The sequence below is a fragment of the Variovorax sp. MPBD4-3 genome, assembly GCF_058809745.1.
Window position 1 is genome coordinate 20,994 of record NZ_JBXASW010000058.1, and the last position, 17,499, is coordinate 38,492.

General features: G+C 68.3%; 18 protein-coding genes. 7 read left to right on the plus strand and 11 right to left on the minus strand.

The genetic code is table 11. From position 1 onward, the window contains the following. Positions 1-45: 45 nt before the first annotated feature. Positions 46-933, minus strand: coding sequence for a LysR substrate-binding domain-containing protein (locus tag AC1RVW_RS25170; protein ID WP_106935346.1), 888 nt, complete (start codon positions 931-933; stop codon positions 46-48). Positions 934-998: 65 nt separating this feature from the next. Continuing rightward, a complete protein-coding gene (locus AC1RVW_RS25175; protein WP_081265801.1) occupies positions 999-1,589 on the minus strand; it encodes a TetR/AcrR family transcriptional regulator in 591 nt (196 codons plus the stop codon). 86 nt (positions 1,590-1,675) lie between these two features. On the opposite strand from AC1RVW_RS25175, the gene AC1RVW_RS25180 reads away from it, so the two are divergent. Beyond that, positions 1,676-2,089: a nuclear transport factor 2 family protein gene (locus tag AC1RVW_RS25180; RefSeq protein ID WP_493203282.1), complete on the plus strand. Its 414-nt coding sequence runs from the start codon at positions 1,676-1,678 to the stop codon at positions 2,087-2,089. Between the two features lie 49 nt (positions 2,090-2,138). After that, the gene (gene cynS, locus AC1RVW_RS25185; RefSeq protein WP_081265803.1) at positions 2,139-2,582 is read left to right on the plus strand and encodes a cyanase; all 444 of its coding nucleotides are present in this window, start codon (positions 2,139-2,141) and stop codon (positions 2,580-2,582) included. Position 2,583: 1 nt separating this feature from the next. Here cynS and AC1RVW_RS25190 read toward each other — a convergent pair whose 3' ends face one another. Continuing rightward, positions 2,584-3,342, minus strand: coding sequence for an SDR family oxidoreductase (locus AC1RVW_RS25190; protein ID WP_106937521.1), 759 nt, complete (start codon positions 3,340-3,342; stop codon positions 2,584-2,586). A 367-nt stretch (positions 3,343-3,709) separates the two neighbouring features. Here AC1RVW_RS25190 and AC1RVW_RS25195 point away from each other — a divergent pair, with 367 nt between their 5' ends. Continuing rightward, the gene (locus AC1RVW_RS25195) at positions 3,710-4,270 is read left to right on the plus strand and encodes a nucleoside 2-deoxyribosyltransferase (RefSeq protein ID WP_493203285.1); all 561 of its coding nucleotides are present in this window, start codon (positions 3,710-3,712) and stop codon (positions 4,268-4,270) included. A gap of 56 nt (positions 4,271-4,326) precedes the next feature. After that, on the plus strand, positions 4,327-5,214 hold the full coding sequence (locus AC1RVW_RS25200; RefSeq protein WP_493203287.1) for an alpha/beta fold hydrolase: 888 nt from the start codon (positions 4,327-4,329) through the stop codon (positions 5,212-5,214). Here the strand turns inward: AC1RVW_RS25200 and AC1RVW_RS25205 are convergent. After that, the gene (locus tag AC1RVW_RS25205; RefSeq protein ID WP_493203289.1) at positions 5,186-6,124 is read right to left on the minus strand and encodes an AraC family transcriptional regulator; all 939 of its coding nucleotides are present in this window, start codon (positions 6,122-6,124) and stop codon (positions 5,186-5,188) included. The two genes, AC1RVW_RS25200 and AC1RVW_RS25205, sit on opposite strands and share 29 nt — an antisense overlap. Positions 6,125-6,424: 300 nt before the next feature. On the opposite strand from AC1RVW_RS25205, the gene AC1RVW_RS25210 reads away from it, so the two are divergent. Beyond that, positions 6,425-6,985, plus strand: a complete 561-nt coding sequence (locus AC1RVW_RS25210; protein WP_285412182.1) for a helix-turn-helix transcriptional regulator — start codon at positions 6,425-6,427, stop codon at positions 6,983-6,985. 21 nt (positions 6,986-7,006) lie between these two features. Here the strand turns inward: AC1RVW_RS25210 and AC1RVW_RS25215 are convergent, their stop codons facing one another. The 3 genes from AC1RVW_RS25215 to AC1RVW_RS25225 all read right to left on the minus strand — a co-directional run bounded on the left by AC1RVW_RS25215 (position 7,007) and on the right by AC1RVW_RS25225 (position 10,490). Then, on the minus strand, positions 7,007-7,357 hold the full coding sequence (locus AC1RVW_RS25215; protein WP_493203291.1) for a DUF1161 domain-containing protein: 351 nt from the start codon (positions 7,355-7,357) through the stop codon (positions 7,007-7,009). Between the two features lie 118 nt (positions 7,358-7,475). Then, positions 7,476-9,713 (minus strand): NADP-dependent isocitrate dehydrogenase, encoded by a 2,238-nt coding sequence (locus AC1RVW_RS25220; protein ID WP_106935340.1) that lies wholly within the window; start codon positions 9,711-9,713, stop codon positions 7,476-7,478. A gap of 135 nt (positions 9,714-9,848) precedes the next feature. Further along, positions 9,849-10,490: an ABC transporter ATP-binding protein gene (locus AC1RVW_RS25225; protein ID WP_493203294.1), complete on the minus strand. Its 642-nt coding sequence runs from the start codon at positions 10,488-10,490 to the stop codon at positions 9,849-9,851. Between the two features lie 24 nt (positions 10,491-10,514). Here AC1RVW_RS25225 and AC1RVW_RS25230 point away from each other — a divergent pair, with 24 nt between their 5' ends. After that, the gene (locus AC1RVW_RS25230; protein ID WP_493203296.1) at positions 10,515-11,333 is read left to right on the plus strand and encodes a hypothetical protein; all 819 of its coding nucleotides are present in this window, start codon (positions 10,515-10,517) and stop codon (positions 11,331-11,333) included. A 13-nt stretch (positions 11,334-11,346) separates the two neighbouring features. On the opposite strand, the gene AC1RVW_RS25235 is transcribed toward AC1RVW_RS25230, so the two are convergent. Beyond that, positions 11,347-12,663: a CynX/NimT family MFS transporter gene (locus AC1RVW_RS25235; RefSeq protein ID WP_253819707.1), complete on the minus strand. Its 1,317-nt coding sequence runs from the start codon at positions 12,661-12,663 to the stop codon at positions 11,347-11,349. Then, positions 12,660-13,340 (minus strand): FadR/GntR family transcriptional regulator, encoded by a 681-nt coding sequence (locus tag AC1RVW_RS25240; protein ID WP_081265812.1) that lies wholly within the window; start codon positions 13,338-13,340, stop codon positions 12,660-12,662. Before AC1RVW_RS25240 ends, AC1RVW_RS25235 begins: the two co-directional genes overlap by 4 nt. Positions 13,341-13,691: 351 nt before the next feature. Here AC1RVW_RS25240 and AC1RVW_RS25245 point away from each other — a divergent pair, with 351 nt between their 5' ends. Further along, positions 13,692-14,585, plus strand: coding sequence for a LysR family transcriptional regulator (locus AC1RVW_RS25245; RefSeq protein WP_081265813.1), 894 nt, complete (start codon positions 13,692-13,694; stop codon positions 14,583-14,585). 6 nt (positions 14,586-14,591) lie between these two features. On the opposite strand, the gene AC1RVW_RS25250 is transcribed toward AC1RVW_RS25245, so the two are convergent. Then, on the minus strand, positions 14,592-16,067 hold the full coding sequence (locus AC1RVW_RS25250) for a TPM domain-containing protein (protein WP_493203299.1): 1,476 nt from the start codon (positions 16,065-16,067) through the stop codon (positions 14,592-14,594). Further along, positions 16,064-17,499: penicillin-binding transpeptidase domain-containing protein (locus tag AC1RVW_RS25255; protein WP_493203301.1), on the minus strand; the 1,436-nt coding region annotated here is incomplete at its 5' end. The genes AC1RVW_RS25250 and AC1RVW_RS25255, both read right to left, overlap by 4 nt.

Sequence of the window (17,499 nt, forward strand, 5' to 3'; positions counted from 1 at the left end):
CCGGCGGGCCATCTGAAAAAAGCGGAGGCTTCGGCTGAAAAGAATTCAGTCGCGCAGTGCCTGCCGCAGCCACTCGACGAAGGTGGCGCATTCCCAGCGTTCCATGGTGCCCGGCCGCCAGCACAGGAAGTAGGCGTTGGGCGAAGGCACGCTGCGCGGCGACAGCCGCACGAGCCGGCCGTTGTCGAGCCAGGCGCTGCCGAGCTTCAGGTGCATCAGCACCACGCCGAAGTCTTCCGCCGCCGCATCGAGCGCCAGGCCCAGGTCGGTGAGCTGGTGGCCGCTGGCGGGCTCGGGCAGCCCGATGCCGCAGGCCTTGAACCAGGTGCGCCAAGACTCCAGCGGCGTGCGCAGCAACTGCGAGCGCGACACCTCGGCGTCGGTCGAGAAGCCGTCCTCGAAAGGGCCGTGGCGTTGCAGGTACGCCGGGCTGCACGCGGGCGACACCTCGTCGGCCAGCAGCTGGCAGAACTCGCGGTCGTGAAACGGGCCGGTGCCGAAGCGCAGCTCCAGGTCGACCTCTTCCAGCGTGGAGCTGCGCACCGGCGCCGTCACCTGCAGCATCAGCTCGATGTTCGGGTAGGTGTCGCGAAAGCGCGCGAGCCGGGGCAGCAGTATCTGCCGCGAGAAGGTGGGCGTGACCGCCACGCGCAGCCGCCGCATCTGCGACGCCGGCTCGCGGCCGGGCACTTGCTGCAGTGCCGCAATGGCCTCGCGCACGCGGGCCAGGTAGGCCATGCCGTCGGCGCTGAGGCTGAAGTCGCTGCCGGTGAAGAACTTGAGTTCCAGCAGAAGCTCGAGCTGCCGGATGCGGTGGCTCACCGCGCTGGGCGTCACGCTGAGTTCCTCGGCCGCCAGGTTCACGCTGCGCAGGCGCGCGACGGCCTCGAAGGCCTGGAGGCCCTGGGTCGAGGGGAGGCGCGGTGAAACCATCTTCTTGTCGGCGAAAGCTGCGGGGTTCGATGGTATCGAACGCTCCCGGCTGCCAGTGCTCCGGCCTAGGCGACGGCGAGCGTGGCCGTCAGTGCCTGGAGCAGCCGGCGCAGGTCGTCGACGGCTTCGCGCGCCAGTGCCGCGTCGCCCATCTGCGCCTTGACGATGGCGCCGTCCACGCCCAGCGCCGCAGCCTGCGCGAGCGCCATGCGTTGCGGAACATCGGGCAGCAGTCCCGCGATGACCTCGACCATCTCGCGCTTGTGCTCGCGCGCGATGCCGGTGGCGCCGGCCACGCTGGCGCCGATCTCCACCACCGAGTTGATGAACGCGCAGCCGCGAAACGCCGGGTCGGCGAACCACTCGGCCATCACGTCGGCCAGCACCATCAGCGCCTGCCCGCCCTCGATTCGCCGTTGCGCGCCGCGCCGGCCCAGCGCGTCGACGAACCACGCCATCCACAGGCCGTGGCGGTGGTCGAGGAAGGCGCGCACCAGGTCGTCCTTCGACGGGAAGTGCCGGTAGAAAGTGACCTTGGTGACGCCCGACGCAGCGATGACGCGGTCGATGCCGGTGGCGCGGATGCCGTCGGCATAGAAGAGGTCGTGGGCGGTGAGAAGGATGCGCTCGCGCGCCGGCAGTGCGGAGATGTCCATGGTGCGATTGTAGGCATGTAGACAGGTCTGTCTACATGTGGCACATTGCGGTGCATTCCCTCTTGCCACTTCATTGAAAGACTCTCATGGAATCACGTCCCCCGCTGCCGCCCTTCACCCTCGAATCGGCCATCAAGAAAGTCCAGGCGGCCGAAGACGCCTGGAACTCGCGCGACCCCGTGCGCGTGAGCCTGGCCTACACGCCCGACACCGAGTGGCGCAACCGCGCCGAGTTCGTCAACGGCCGCGAGCAGGTGGTCGAGTTCCTCTCGCGCAAGTGGGCGCGCGAACTCGACTACCGGCTGAAGAAGCAGCTGTGGGCCTTCATGGACAACCGCATCGCGGTGCGCTTCGAGTACGAATGGCGTGACGACGCGGGCCAGTGGTATCGCAGCCACGGCAACGAGAACTGGGAGTTCGCGGAGAACGGCCTGATGCAGCGCCGCTTCGCGAGCATCAACGACCAGCCCATCAAGGAAGCGGAGCGCAAGTTGCGCTGAGCTCCGGCACGGCTGTTGCTTGCTACGGCATGTTCAAACAGGAGACCGCATGAACCGCAACGACGTCACGGAGAAGATCATCACCGTCAAGGTGAGCAAGGGCATCCAGTGGGCCGACGTGGCCAGGAAGGTCGGTCTCTCCAAGGAGTGGACCACCGCCGCCTGCCTCGGCCAGATGACGCTCGACGACAAGCAGGCCAAGGTCGTCGGCAAGATCTTCGGCCTCACGCCGGAAGAGCAGAAATGGCTGCAGGTGGTGCCCTACAAGGGCTCGCTGCCCACGCCGGTGCCGACCGACCCGCTCATCTACCGCTGGTACGAGGTGGTGAGCGTGTACGGCACCACCATCAAGGAACTGATCCATGAGGAGTTCGGCGACGGCATCATGAGCGCCATCGACTTCAGCATGGACATCCAGCGCCAGGCCGACCCGAAGGGCGACCGGGTCAACGTGGTGCTGTCGGGCAAGTTCCTGCCCTACAAGACCTACTGAATCACTGCACGTACACGGCGGGATGCGGCTTCTGCCTGTAGGGCAGCCGCATCGTGTCGACGGTGATGCCGTAGCCCTCGATGGCGCCGGCAATCGAGCGGGCCACCGCGTCCACCGGCACCGCGATGCGCCGGTTGGTGCGCATGCGCTCGCGCGAGTAGCTGTTGGCAATGCGTTCGGCCAGCGGGTCGCCCGGGCCGTTCACGTCGGGGCTGATCATCGTCACGTGCAGGCGGCCGGCGTGCTCCTGGCGCAGCCCCTCGGAGATCGCGTTCACCGCGTACTGCGTGCCGTGGTAGACGGCGGAGGCGGGCGACACGCCCTGCATCGCCACCGGCGCCACGTTGACGATGTGGCCCCAGCCCTGCTCCTGCATCGTTGGCAGCACGGCCGCAATGCCGAGCAGCACGCCGCGCAGGTTCACGTCGATCATGAGTTCCCACTCCTCGATCTTGCGGTTCCACAGCGGCGACATCGGCATCACGCCCGCGGCGTTCACCAGCACGTCGATGTGCCCGTGCGTCTCGAGGGCGAACTCGGCAAATGCTTCCACGTCGGGCCGGTGCGTGACGTCGAGGCGCTGGAAGCTGGCGGTGCCGCCGGTGGCTTCGATCTCGGCCACGAGCGCCGCGAGCCGGTCGGTGCGCCGCGCACCGAGCACCACCTTGGCGCCGCGCCGCGCAAGCAGCCGCGCGGTCGCTTCGCCGATACCGCTGCTCGCGCCGGTGATGAGGACGACTTTTTCCTGGATTGCGGTCATGGAGAACTCCTTGTGCTGGTCGGTTGGCCGCGGGGCGCACACCAGAGATGAGCGTGCGCCGGGCATGGAAGGAAGTTTCTCGCGGCAAGGGCTGCAAGCGGTATCCGGATCGAACGCGGTTTCTGCCTGATCCTGCAAAACGCGATGCGAAGGGGAAAGGCCGGCGCGGGCCGCCGCTTGGTACTTTCGCGCTAGAGCGGCACCGTAGCTTGGGTGGTGCAGCGATTCTTCAGAAAAACGGGCGCTGGGTGGTAGCCGTTTCGTGCGAACTTCTTGCCCAATCCGCCATGAATGCATCTGGCTGCGTGTCACTTCCCGTCACGCCGCCGGGATTGAGCCCGGCCCGGAAATCGCCGATGCTTTGCCGATGAATGAAGCCCTCGACATCGCGCCGCGTCCGCGCGTCTACCTGGCCGGGCCGGATGTCTTTCGTCCTGACGCGAGAGAGCACTTCGTCCGGCTCAAGGCGGCTTGCGAAGCCGCGGGCCTTGCGGTCCTGTTACCCGCGGATGGCAACGAAGACCAGAGCACGCAGACTCCGGAGATGCAGATCTACGAGGCCAACATGCAGCGCCTTCGCGGCGCCGATGGCGTTCTCGCCAATCTCGCCAGCTTCAGGGGACTGGAGCCAGACTCGGGCACGGTGTTCGAGGTGGGGGCCGCAGTCGCGCTGGGGATTCCGGTCGTGGCTTATGGCGTGCCCGAAGGCAGTTATGCAGGTCGCGTGCGCGCGGCGCTGCCGTGCGAAGTGGACGCGAACGGCGTATTGCGCGAGACCGGTACCGGCATTGCCGTCGAAGACTTCGGCCAGCCGCTGAACCTGATGCTGGCCTGCTCGATCCACGTCGAGCCCACGCTGGAGGCGGCCTTGAAGAAGATGGCCGGGCTGCTCGCGGCCCGCCGCGCGCAGGAAGCTGGAAAGCCCTGATCCTCGCTGCGCCCGCCACCCCCTAGGATGGCGTTCCCTTTTCAATGGAGCACTGCATGCCGAGCACAGAGACGCACTTCGACCTGACTTCCAACGACGGCATCGCGATCGAAGCGCATCGCTGGCAAGGCCCGACGCAGCGCGCCGTGATTCAACTGGCGCACGGCATGGGCGAGCATTCGCTGCGCTATCGGCATCTGGCGCAAGCGCTGGTGGAGGCCGGCTATGTCGTCTACGCCAACGAGCACCGGGGCCACGGCAAGGGCGCCGCCGCGCGCGGCGAACTGGGCGAGTTCGGTCCACGCGCTTTCACCGGCCTGGTGGACGACATGGCGCTCCTGAGCCGCCACGTGCGCGGCGTGCACCCGGGGCTGCCGCTGATCCTGCTGGGCCACAGCATGGGCTCGTTCGCCACGCAGTACTACCTCGTCGAGCACAGCGCGCTGCTGTCAGGGGCCGTGCTTTCGGGCACGTCGGCGCTCGACCTGCTGGGGACCGCGCTGCAGTCCGGCTTCAAGCTGGAGGACATGAACGCCGCGCTGCCCGATGTGCGCACGCCGTTCGACTGGCTCAGCCGCGACCCGGCTCAGGTCGACGCCTACATCGCCGATCCGCTGTGCGGCTTCACCGCCTCGGCCGAGGGGCTGGGCTCGATGTTCGCGAAGCTGGCGGACCTGACGCCCGAGGCGATGCGACAGCGCATCCGCCCCGATCTGCCGCTGTACCTGTTCATCGGCGACCAGGACCCGGTCAGCAACAAGGCCGAGTGGTTCTACCCACTGGTGCAGCGCTACCGCGAGGCGGGGCTGCGAGACGTGTCGAGCCACGTGTTCGGCGGTGCGCGCCACGAGACGCTCAACGAGGTCAACCGCGACGAGGTCGTCGCCGTGCTGCTGGCGTGGATCGCGCGGGTGGTCAGTGAGGCGCGCCCGACGAAGCCCTGAACTCCTGCGGCGACATGCCGTAGGCCCTTCGGAAGGCCCTCGTGAAGTCCGACGGGCTCTTGAACCCGACGCCGTAGGCCACGTCGGTCACCATGGTGTGCGGATAGCGCACGAGGTCGTCGGCCGCATGCCGCAGCCGCAGGTGGCGCATGTACGCACCCAGGCCGCCTTCGTGCTGGAACAGCCGGTAAAGGGTCGGGCGCGGAAGATGCAGCGCCGCCAGCACGTTCTCCGGAGACAGGTCGGCGCGATGCAGGTTGGCCTGCACATAGCGGCGCACCTGCCCGAACATCGCCGCGCGGGTGGCTGCACGCGCTCCGCCGCTCAGGCGCGCCTGCTTGCCGAAGCCCGCGAGCAGCAACTGCACGGCGTCGCGCACGGCGCTTTCGGCGGCCGGGGCGCTCAGCGTCGCGATCTCCCGGCCGAGCGCGGCCGTGTGATCCAGCGCCAGTTGTGCGATGGGCGAGTCGGGCTGCATCGTGCGGGCGTGGACGGCCGCGGGGTCGGGAAAGACCTCCTGCACCATCGCGCCCGGCACGAAGAAGGTCAGCACATGGCAGGCGTTGCGATGCATGCGCACCGGCTGGCCCATGTCGAGCGCCACGAACTTCGCCGCGGCCGGTGCGTCGCGCTGCGCCGAGGAGCGTACGGTCACGCTGTCGACGTCGCCTTCGGCGAACACGTGGAAGGCGTAGTTGCGGACGTTGTCGGTGGAGATGCGCGCGAGCGAGCGCTCGAGCAGCATGGCGTCGGAGCGGCAGTCGGTGAAGACGATGTCGCCGACTTCGTACCGGTCGATGGACGCGTGGAACGGCTTGCCGATGTCCGACGCCGAGGGGACGACGTCGATCACATGGCCCACGCGCTCGCGCCAGGCCAGGAATTGCCGGTGCGGAGGTTCGGCAGCCACGTCGAAATGGCTGTGGGAGATGCCGCTCCGCAGGGAGGAACGGGAGGCGGTTTCTGTTTCGCGCAAGCCCATCAAAAACGCTCCGAATCAGGCGGACAGGCTCTCAGAAAATCTGAAAATAACCCTAAAGTGCCAAAAAGTAACGGATTTGCGGCGGATTCTCGCAAGAACTGAGACGCACGGTCAAGGCCGTTTGTCATACGAAAGCAATCTTCGGGGTGACGTGGTTGCAGGGCCACGCGGAGGTCCCGAGACAAGGGGTCTCGCAGTTTTCCACCCTTCTCGAGCGAGCGCCGACACATGCTGTCCGATAAAAAAACAACGAGGATCCCCACCGAACCTGTGCGCGAGGGCAAGCGCGGCACCGAGCCGGCCGCGCTGTCCATGGCCGCGCAGGCGCTCCATGCAGACTGCGTGGCCGCGGCGGGCGCCGTGGGTTCGCTGTTCTCCGAGGCGAACGAGGTCGAACTGGCCTTCCTGATGCGGCTGGTCGCGGAAGGCGACACGGCGACGGCGTCGCGGATCGCACAGCGCATCCTGGATGCGCGCCAGATGCACGAAACCAAGGCCGACGCGGCTGCCGTGCGGCCGCCCGCCAAGCCAAGGCGGGTGCGCAGCCTGCAGCCGCCGGGCCCGGACTGCGGGCGGTCTTCGCTGTCCCCGCGAGAGATCAACGTGCTGCGGATGGTCTCCCAGGGCCTGAGCAACAAGCAGATCGCCGAGACGAGCTACCGCTCGCCCCACACGGTCGATGCGCAGGTCAAGAACATCTACCGCAAGCTGGCCGTGAAGTCGCGTGCGCAGGCCGTGCGCGAGGGCATGCAGATGGGGCTGCTGGACCCGGAGGCCCGGGGTAGCTGATCCGGGGGCGGCGGCTTTTTGCTAGGGCTGCTTCCTGCAGTCGCCGCCGACGGACACGGTCCCGTCCCTGCATTCGGTGAGGATCGGCTCGCTGCCGCCAGATGGCGCGCCCGACGCAGGCGCGGGAGCGACGCCTTCGCGCACCGGCCCGACGTCGCGCTCGTACACGACCTTCTTGCTGCCGAGTTCGCAGCTGCCCACCACCTGGCCGGCCGCCGTTGCGTTGGCATCGACGACGGTGACGGCGAAACGCGCGACACCGGCGGCGGCGATCTTCGATTCGATGCGGGTGCGCAGCGCTTCGCAGTCTTCTGCGCCGTGGGCGGCGCCTGCGAAGGCCAGGGCGAGGGAAATAAGCAGACGGTATTTCATGAGGGGCCTGCCTGGAAGAGCTGAGGGGGCGAACAGTCTAGTTCCGTCCCTCGCTCTGCGCGAGTGAGCCGGGACGGCGCTTGCCGCCGTCCCGTGGGCTCATCGCTTCGTCAGCGCGTCAGCCTTGCGCCGAAGCCAGCGCCGCGTTCAGCGTGGCGCTCGGGCGCATCACCGCCTCGAACTTCGTCTTGTCGGCCAGGTAGTAGCCGCCGATGTCGACGGGCTTGCCCTGCACGGCCGCCAGCTCTTCGACGATCTTCTTCTCGTTGCTGGTGAGCGAGTCGGCCAGCTTCACGAACAGCGCCTGCAGTTCCTTGTCTTCGGTCTGCGCGGCCAGTTCCTGCGCCCAGTACATCGCCAGGTAGAACTGGCTGCCGCGGTTGTCGAGCTGGCCGGTCTTGGGCGACGGGTTCTTGTTGTTGTCCAGCAGCTTGCCGGTGGCGGTGTCGAGCGTCTTGGCCAGGATGGAGGCCTTCTTGTTGCCGGTCTTCAGGCCCAGGTCTTCCAGGCTGACGGCCAGCGCGAGGAATTCGCCCAGCGAGTCCCAGCGCAGGTGGTTTTCTTCCACCAGCTGCTGCACGTGCTTGGGGGCCGAGCCGCCCGCGCCGGTTTCGTAGAGGCCGCCGCCGGCCATCAGCGGCACGATCGACAGCATCTTGGCCGAGGTGCCCAGTTCCATGATGGGGAACAGGTCGGTCAGGTAGTCGCGCAGGATGTTGCCGGTGGCGCTGATGGTGTCCAGGCCGCGCACGACGCGCTCCAGCGTGTAGCGCATGGCGCGCACCTGGCTCATGATCTGGATGTCCAGGCCCGAGGTGTTGTGCTCGTGCAGGTACATCTTGACCTTGGTGATCAGCTGCGCCTCGTGCGGGCGGTAGGCGTCCAGCCAGAACACCACAGGCATGCCCGAGTTGCGCGCGCGGGTGACGGCCAGCTTGACCCAGTCGCGGATCGCGGCGTCCTTGACCTGGCACATGCGCCAGATGTCGCCTTGCTCCACGTTCTCGCTCATCAGCACTTCGCCGGTGTCCAGGTCGGTGATGTTGGCGACGCCGTCTTCGGGGATCTCGAAGGTCTTGTCGTGCGAGCCGTATTCCTCGGCCTTCTGGGCCATGAGGCCCACGTTGGGCACCGTGCCCATGGTCTTGGGGTCGAAGGCGCCGTGCCACTTGCAGAAGTTGATGATCTCCTGGTAGATGCGGGCGAAGGTCGATTCGGGCATCACGGCCTTCACGTCCTTCAGGCGGCCGTCGGCGCCCCACATCTTGCCGCCGTTGCGGATCATCGCGGGCATGGAAGCGTCCACGATGACGTCGTTGGGCGAATGGAAGTTGGTGATGCCCTTGGCCGAGTCGACCATGGCCAGCTCGGGGCGGTTCTCGTGGCAGGCGTGCAGGTCGCGCTTGATCTCGTCCTGCGTGCTCTGGGGCAGCGTGGCGATCTTGGTGTACAGGTCGACCATGCCGTTGTTGACGTTGATGCCCAGTTCGTCGAACAGCTTGCCGTGTTTCTCGAAGGCTTCCTTGTAGAAGATCTTCACGCAGTGGCCGAACACGATGGGGTGCGAGACCTTCATCATGGTGGCCTTCACGTGCAGCGAGAACATGACGCCGGTCTTGTGCGCGTCCTCGATTTCCTTTTCATAGAAGGCCAGCAGCGCCTTCTTGCTCATGAACATGGAGTCGATGACCTCGCGGTCCAGCAGCGCGACCTTGGGCTTGAGCACGATGGTCTTGCCGCTCTTGGTGATGAGCTCCATCTTGACGTTGCGCGCGCGGTCCAGCGTCATGGACTTTTCGCCGTGGTAGAAGTCGCCGCCGTGCATGTGCGAGACGTGCGAGCGCGAGGCCTGGCTCCACTCGGCCATGCTGTGCGGGTTCTTGCGCGCGTATTCCTTGACGGCCTTGGGCGCGCGGCGGTCGGAGTTGCCTTCGCGCAGGACCGGGTTCACGGCGCTGCCGGTGCACTTGTTGTAGCGCGCGCGGATGTCCTTGTCCTCGTCCGAGGTCGGGTTCTCCGGGTAGTCGGGAATCTTGTAGCCCTTGCCCTGCAGTTCCTTGATCGCCGCCTTGAGCTGGGCGACCGAGGCGCTGATGTTGGGCAGCTTGATGATGTTGGCTTCAGGCTTGAGCGTGAGCTTGCCGAGTTCGGCCAGGTTGTCCGGCACCTTCTGGTCGTCGCTCAGGAATTCGGGAAATTCGCCCAGGATGCGGGCTGCCACCGAGATGTCGCTGGTGGTGACGTCGATGCCGGCCGGATTGGTGAAGGCGCGGATGATGGGCAAAAACGCGTAGGTCGCCAGCAGGGGCGCCTCGTCGGTGAGGGTGTAGACGATGGTGGGTTGCTTCGAGCTCATGCGCTTGCGTCCGTAAATCCTGGGTTGTCGGGTGGCGTGAACTTCAGGGATGAATCAGTTCACGAGGTAGCGATTGTCGCCGGGCGGAGGGAGGGTGGCCGATCCGGGGGAGCGATCTCCCCGCGAAAGGCTCTGTCAATCCAGCGGCAGGGCGATGGTAGCCGCCAGCGGCACGGTGTCGACCAGCGCCGCGCTGGCGACCAGAACGGCCCGGCGGCCCCGCCCGGCAATGTCCGAAAGGGCTTTCCAGAGGCAGCGGGTGGATCCGGCGTCGAGCCCGGCGGTCGGCTCGTCGAGCAGCACCAGCGGCCGGCCCGAGGCGAGCCCCGCGGCCATCCAGACCTTGCGCCTGGAGCCGGTCGAGAGCATGAAGAGCTTCTTGTCGAGGTGCGGCTCGAGCGAGAAGCCGTCGACCAGCGTCTGCCAGGCATCGGGGTCGAAGCCGGTGTCGCCTTCGGCCAGTTGCCGCGTGCACTCGCGGGCGGTGAGCTGGTCGAAGCGCTCGGTGGCGGGGTCGACGAAGAAGACCTGGCGGCGGTAGGCCTCTGGCGAGGCGTCCAGCCGGGTGCCGGCCACCGTCAGCCGGCCGCTGGCGGGCAGCACGCCGGCGATCACCTGGAGCAGGGCCGACTTGCCGGCGCCCGTGTCGCCATGGAGCAGCGTCACGCCGGGGCCGATCGAGGCGGTCCAGCCGGATGCGATGGCGCTCTGGCCGGGGTAGGCGAAGCCGATGTCCTGCAGCTGCAGGATGGGAGTGGAGGTTGGGGCGGAGTTCACGGCCCGGGTTTTACCATCGGCCCCATGAAGAAAATGCCCATTCCCGCGGCGCTGCTGGCCGCGCTGCCCGCGCTGCCGGTCGCGGTGCCCGCGGTTGCCGCCCCGGCGGCGCAGGTTTTCGTCGCGGTGAGGCAGCCCGAGTCGATCGATGCCGAATGGCGCGCCCACCTGTGCGCCTTGCTGCCCCAGCCCTGCGACGCCAAGGCGCTGACGCTCCATCGTCCGCGCGGCGGCGCTCCCGGCGACTTCGTGGTGCTGTCGGAAGCGCCGCTGGCCCTGGGCCGGCTGAAGCGGGCGGCGGATGCGACGGATTGGAAGCTCGACCGGGTGTACGACTTCACCGGGTACGCCGGCTCCGTCAAGGAGGGCGAGGCGGGCGAGGCAGGCAACAGCGAGGTCCGTCGCTCGCTCGCGCCGGCCCTGTATCCGCTGGCCGACGGGCGCTGGGCCGTGGCGGTGCTGCAGCGCCAGTTCGAGAGCTATTCGGGCGGCGGCGCGTCGTTTTCCACCGCCGACTTCGTGCCGCTCGATGCCGATCCCGCGTCCGCCAAGGCCGCGTACGAAGGCATTCCGTTTTCGTGCAGCAAGTTGATCCGCGCCTGCTTCTCCGAGAAGGAATACAAGACCTCGAAGCACTGCCACGACGAAAGCAGCGGCAGCCTGCGCATCGCCTACAGCGAGCCGGCAAAGGCCGGCGGCCCCTACGGCTGGCAGTTCACCTGGCTGCAGAGCGACTGGGCCGCGCACGTGCCGGCCAGCGCCACCGTCAGCACGCGCTCGCGCTTTTCCGGCGATGGCAGCGGCGGCGGCGCGGCCGACTTCTGCGGCGGCGGGCCGCAGTAGGCGGCAAGGAAGATCAGGCGCCGCGCGGCACCGTCACCGCGCCCACATGCCTGGTGCGGCCGGCGCCGAGGCCCGCGATCACCAGCGCGATGCCCAGCCCGATGAACAGCCACGACGAGGCGCGGAAGCTCCCCGTCCAGCCGTGCAGCAGCCCGGCCACCAGCGGCCCGAAGGCGGCCACCATGTAGCCCACGCCCTGCGCCATGCCCGACAGGTGCGCGGCCACGTGCGAGTCGGGCGAGCGCAGCACGATCATCGTGAGCGCCAGCGCGAAGGTACCGCCCTGCGCGATGCCCAGCAGCACCGCCCACAGCCACACGCCGCCGAGCGGCGCGAACAGCATCGCCAGCATGGCCGCCACCGTGAGCACCGCCAGCGCCACGGCCAGGCCGCGCTGGTTGCGCAGCTTCACCGCCAGCGCCGGCACCACGAGGCAGGTCACCACCTGCGTCATGACCGACAGCGACACCACGTAGCCGGCAGTCTCGCTGCCGAGGCCGCGCTCGCGCAGGATGGGCGCGAGCCAGCCCATCACGATGTAGGCGAGGGCGGACTGCAGCCCCATGAAGAAGGTGACCTGCCAAGCCAGCCTGTCGCGCCACAGCCCGCGCACCGTGAAGCCCGATTCGCTCGCCACCGCCTTGACCGGCAGCGCCTGCGGCGCCCAGACCAGCGTGACCACCGCGGCCGGCAGCGCCCACATGGCCAGCGCCATGGTCCAGCCGCCGCCCAGCGCATGCTCGATGGGCACGGTGAGGCCCGCCGCGCTGGCGGCACCGCCGCACACGGCCATGGTGTAGAGGCCCATCATCAGAGCCGCCTGCTTGGCAAAGTCGCGCTTCACCAGGCCCGACAGCAGCACGTTCGACACCGCGATGCCGCTGCCCGCGATGGCCGACGCCAGGAACAGCAGCGGAATGTTGCCGGTGCCGCGCAGCACCGTGCCCAGCAGGATCAGCACCATGCAGCCGAGCAGCGTGCGCTCGGTGCCGAAGCGGCGCCCGAGCCCCGGTGCCAGCGGCGCGAACACGCCCAGGCAGACGATGGGCAGCGTGGTCAGCAGGCTCGCGGCGGTGGCCGAGAGACCGGTCGCCTTGATGATTTCCGGCAGCACCACCGAGAGGCTGGCGAACACCGGCCGCAGGTTGAACGCGATAAGCACCACGCTCGCGCCGAGCAGGATGCGTCGGCCCAGGTTGGGCGCGGGCGTGGGCTGCGGCGCGGGCCGGTTGTCGGCCTCGGCGTCGATCAGCAGGTCTTCGGCCGCGCCGGGTTGCGGGGGGCGGGTGCGTTGAACGGCGGCGTCGCGTTCGAGGGCGGCGGCGCTCATGCCGTGCCCAGCGCCAGCGCGTCGATCATCGGCGCCATGAAGGCGCGCACCGCCGCGGCGGCGATGTCGGGGTCGCCGCTGGCGATGCCGTCGATGATGGCGCGGTGCGCCGCCTCGTCGGGCTCGGGCAGCGCGGTGCCCATGGTGCTGGCGATCGTTTCCTTGATGTAGCCGGTGATGAAGCGGCAGGTCTCGGCCAGCGCCAGGTTGCCCGACACGTCGACGATGGCCAGGTGGAAGGCGAGGTCGCGTTCGACGAAGCCGGCGCCGTCGTCGGCTTCGTCGGGAACGCCGCGCTTGTCGAGCAGCGTGCTCAGCCGGCGCAGGTCGCGGGCCGTGTGCCGCACCGCCGCGAGCCGGACGGCTTCGACCTCGAGTGCGCGGCGCACTTCGAACTGGTCGCGCAGGCTGGCGCGGCGCATTTTCTGCAGGCTGGAAGAGGGGTCGAAGCCGGAGCGCACGTAGGTGCCCGAGCCCTGCCGCACTTCGAGCAGGCCGCGCGACACCAGCGTCTTGACCGCTTCGCGCACCGTGCCGCGGCTCACGCCCAGCAGCAGGGCGAGCTGCGGCTCGATGGGAATGCGGCTGCCGACGGCCCAGCGGCCGCCGGAGATCTCCGCGCGGATGCTTTCGGCGGCGGCGTCCGCCAAGGAGGTGCGTGGGGCTTGAGCGAGCATCAGATGGGCCTATTCATTCAATGATTGGACGAATTTTGCCCGCTGTGCAAATCCCGGGCTGCGAGCGCGGTGGTTGCTCGCTTTCGCAGCACGCAACGGTCGTGGAGCTTGTCCGCTGGATTGTGCAAGTTGGATTCGAAGATTTTTGGCAAAACAGTGAACTTTTCCCCAGCTTTGGGAAAGGTTGAGTTAAACGTTACCAATTGTCTGACATGTGCTGGAAAATGAAACTAAAGGTCACTTATGAATCTTTAAGTTTCATTTTCATCTGCTCGGCGTCTGGCACTCCCGCCACCACGCCAACAGGGAGCGCCCGGGAGAAAAAGAAAAACGGATCACGTCGAATCTGAAATGAAGGACTTTTCTTTGTCGGACGTGCGGCTGTTCACGAAAGCCGCGCAGTTGGGGGGCCTCACCCCCGCCGCCGATGTGCTGAACGTACCCAAGGCTTCCGCCTCGCGCCAGCTCCAGCGGCTGGAAGCCACGGTGGGCCATCTGCTGCTGCATCGCGGCTCCACGCGCTTCGCGCTCACGGAGGAAGGGCGCGAATTCCTGGTGGCGGCGCAGCATGTGCTGACCATCCTCGACGACGTCATGCTCAATTTGTCTTCCGGCGGCAACGCGGTGACGGGACGGCTGCGCATCGTGGTGCCGCACTACTACGGCAGGGCGCTGCTCATGAGCCACCTGCCGGCGTTCATGACCGCCTATCCGCAACTCGAGGTTGTGGTCGAGACCGGCAACGACCGCGCCGACCTGTTCCGCGACGAGGCCGACGTGGCCATCCGCCGCGGGCGCGACGGGTGCGACGAACTGGTCGCGCGCCATTTGAAAGACGAGGCGCTGATGCTTTGCGCCACGCCGGACTACCTGGCGCCCCATCCGGCCGTCGAGAGCCTGCAAGACTTTTCCCGGCATGTGTTCCTGACCACGGGCGCCGACGGCCGCAAGCGGGAGGTCAACCTCGCGGCCGTCGACAAGACCCATCGCGTTCGCGTGCAAAGCGCTTTCCGGTCGGACGACATGGAACTGATCCTGCAACTGGCGCTGTCGTCCCGCGGCATTGCCCTGCTGCCGGTGTCGCTGGCCCAGCCGCAGGTGGACAGGGGCCTGCTGCTGCCGGTATTGCCGCAGCTGAAGCTCAAGCCGCAGGAAATCAACCTGGTCTACCTGCCGGCGCGCCGGAATTCCCCAAAGATCAAGACCTTCGTCGACTACGTCCTGAGCATCTTCAGGTCGTCCTAGCCAGGGCTACCAGCTGCCCGAAGCGCCGCCGCCGCTGCTGGAGCCGCCGCCCGAGGACGAGGAACTGTCCGACGAACTGCTACTGCTACTGCTACTGCTGCTGCTCGACGAGCTGCTGCTCCATCCGCTGTCGCGGTCGTCGTCGTGGTCGTCGCCGCTGCCGTTGCCAGTGGCGGGGAAGAACCCGAACACCAGCGCGATGAAGCTCACCAGCGCCATGACGAGCCAGGTCTCGTCCGGCTCCGAGCCCGGCCGCAGCTGGACGAAGGCGAAGCCGATGACGCCCGTCACCAGCGCGAGCCGCACCATGAAGCCGAGCGCGCCGCGCTTCCAGTGAATGCGCACGCCCGCCACGATCACCGCGAGGCCGATGCCGACCACGGCAGTGGCGATCACGCCCCCGATGATCCACGGCACCTTGTCCGCGCCCAGGTAGAAGCCGAGCCCGACGAGACCCGCGATCGCCAGCGCGATGCAGATGAACACATAGCGTGCCGTCCTGAACCGGCCCGACAGGTAGCCGACCCCATACATGAAGCCGACCGGCATGAAGAGGGCGAACGGCATCGCGAGGTTCGCCAGCGCCAGCGTCGCGCCCACCGGGCCGGCCGCGAGCAGGCCCAGCACCGTCGGCCAGCGGCGCCGCTCGGGCGACGGCGGCTCGGTCTTCAGGTCGGCCCAGAGTGCGCCTTCGCGCTGCGTACGGTGCGCGTCCACGCGCCGGCCCTTGCGGCCCCGCTTGCCGCTGCCTTGCGACACCACGCGCGGCGAGGCCGGTCGCGGCCGGCTTCCGTGCCACACCCCCACGCCGATGGTCCAGAGCATCACCGCGAGCAGGGTCGTGTTGATGCGCGACTGGCTGGACTCGGTAGAGAACGCGTCGATCACGCGGTGCAGCGGCGAAGACTCCCTGTCCTGCGCCTCGGCCTGCGGCTCTTCTTCCACCGCCTGCAGCTGCGGCGCGCTGATCAGCTCCGACAGCGACTGCACCGCCGCCTTCACGCCGCCCGCGAAGTCGCCGTTGCGAAAGCGCGGCGTCATCTCGCCGTCGATGATGCGGGCCGCCTGGATGTCGGTGACGCGGCCTTCCAGGCCCGTGCCGACCTCGATGCGCATGCGGCGGTCTTTCAGCGCCACCAGCAGCAGCACGCCGTCGTTCTCTTCCTCGCGGCCGAGCTTCCACTGCGCGAAGACGCGCGTGGCGAACTGCTCGATGGAATCCTCCCCCGTGGTGGGCACGATCAGCACCGCGAGCTGGGCCTGCGTGCGTTGCTCGATGGCGGAAATGTCCTCGCGCAGCGAGCCGGCGTCTTCGGTGTTCAGCGTCTTCGTGAGGTCGACCACGCGCGAGGTCATCGCGGGCACCGGCACCGGCCTGGCGTGCGCGGGGAGGCACAGCGCGAACGCTGCGGCCACCAGCATCAGGAAGGCGGCCAGCCGAAGCCAGCCGTGCGCGGCCGGATTGGCGAAGCCCGCTCTCATCGCTTCGCGCTCTTGGTCACGACGCCCGCGCCGCGCACTTCGATGCGCCGCTGGTCGACCACCTTGCCCGTGCTGTCGACCAGTTCGATCACATGGCGCCCCGGCCAGGGCAGCCACTGCGCGCTGTTGCCGCGCGCGAAATGCTTGCCGTCGATGCGCCATTGCACGCCGCGCCCTTCCGACTCGAAGCGCACGCGCTGGCGCAGCGGCGGAATGTCGGGGTCGACCGCGATGATGGTGCCGTCGGACGGCGCGGTGATGCGCGCCGACGCTGCACTGCCGGCCATGCCGGTGTCCAGCGCGAACAGCGGCTGCTCGGTGCCCTGCAGGAACCACTCGTCGCGCGCGGCCTCCAGCGGGCCGCCGTCGGCACCGGGGCCGAACTCCACGTGCGCCTGCACCACGCCGGGCGGCGGCGCGGGCGCGCGGCTGGGTTCGCGGGCGTGCAGGAAGCGCATCACCTCGGCCCACACCGGCGCGGCGCCGCTGGTGCCGCTCACGTCCCACATCGACGCGCCGCTGGCGTTGCCCACCCACACGCCGACCGTGTAGCGCTGCGACCAGCCCACGGCCCAGTTGTCGCGCATGTCCTTGCTGGTGCCGGTCTTCACGGCGGTCCAGAAGCGGGTGGACAGGATGCTGTCCAGGCCGAAGGTGCGGGTGCGGGCGTTCGGGTCGGAGAGGATGTCGCCGACGATGAAGGCGGCACCCGCATCGAGCATCGGCGGCTCGGCGGCCTTGGCCTTGTTGTTGGCCGCAACGGCTGGATTGGATGCAGGCCGCGCGGTCAGCGTCGTGGTGCCGTAACGCCCGCCGTTGGCCAGCATGCGGTAGGCGTTGGTGAGCGACAGCAGCGACACCTCGGCGCTGCCGAGCGCGAGGCTGTAGCCGTAGTAGTCGCCGCTCTCGCGCAGCGGCAGGCCGGCGGCGCGCAGCTCGCGCGCGAAGGCCTCGGGCGACACCATCACCAGCGTGCGCACCGCGGGCACGTTGAGCGACGCGGCCAGCGCAGTGCGCGCCGACACCGGGCCCTTGAAGCGGCGGTCGTAGTTCTGCGGAATGTAGAGGCCGCTGGCGGTGCTGATCTGCGCCGACGAGTCCTCGATCAGCGAAGCGGCGGTGATGCGCCGCTCGGCAATCGCCTGGCCGTAGAGCAGCGGCTTGAGGGTGGAGCCGGGCTGGCGCAGCGCGGTGACGCCGTCGACCTCGGCGGCCTGGCTCAGCGGGCCCGACGAGCCGACCCAGGCGAGCACTTCACCCGTGGCGTTGTCGAGCACCACGAGCGCGCCGTCTTCCACGTGGCGGTCGCGAAGTTCGCGCAGGTGGCGCTGCAGCGTGTCGAGCGCAAAGCGCTGCAGCGGCGCGCGCAGCGTGGTGCGCACGCTCGCTTCCTTGCTGTCTTTCTCCTTGCCGCTCTGGGGGAGGGCCGGGG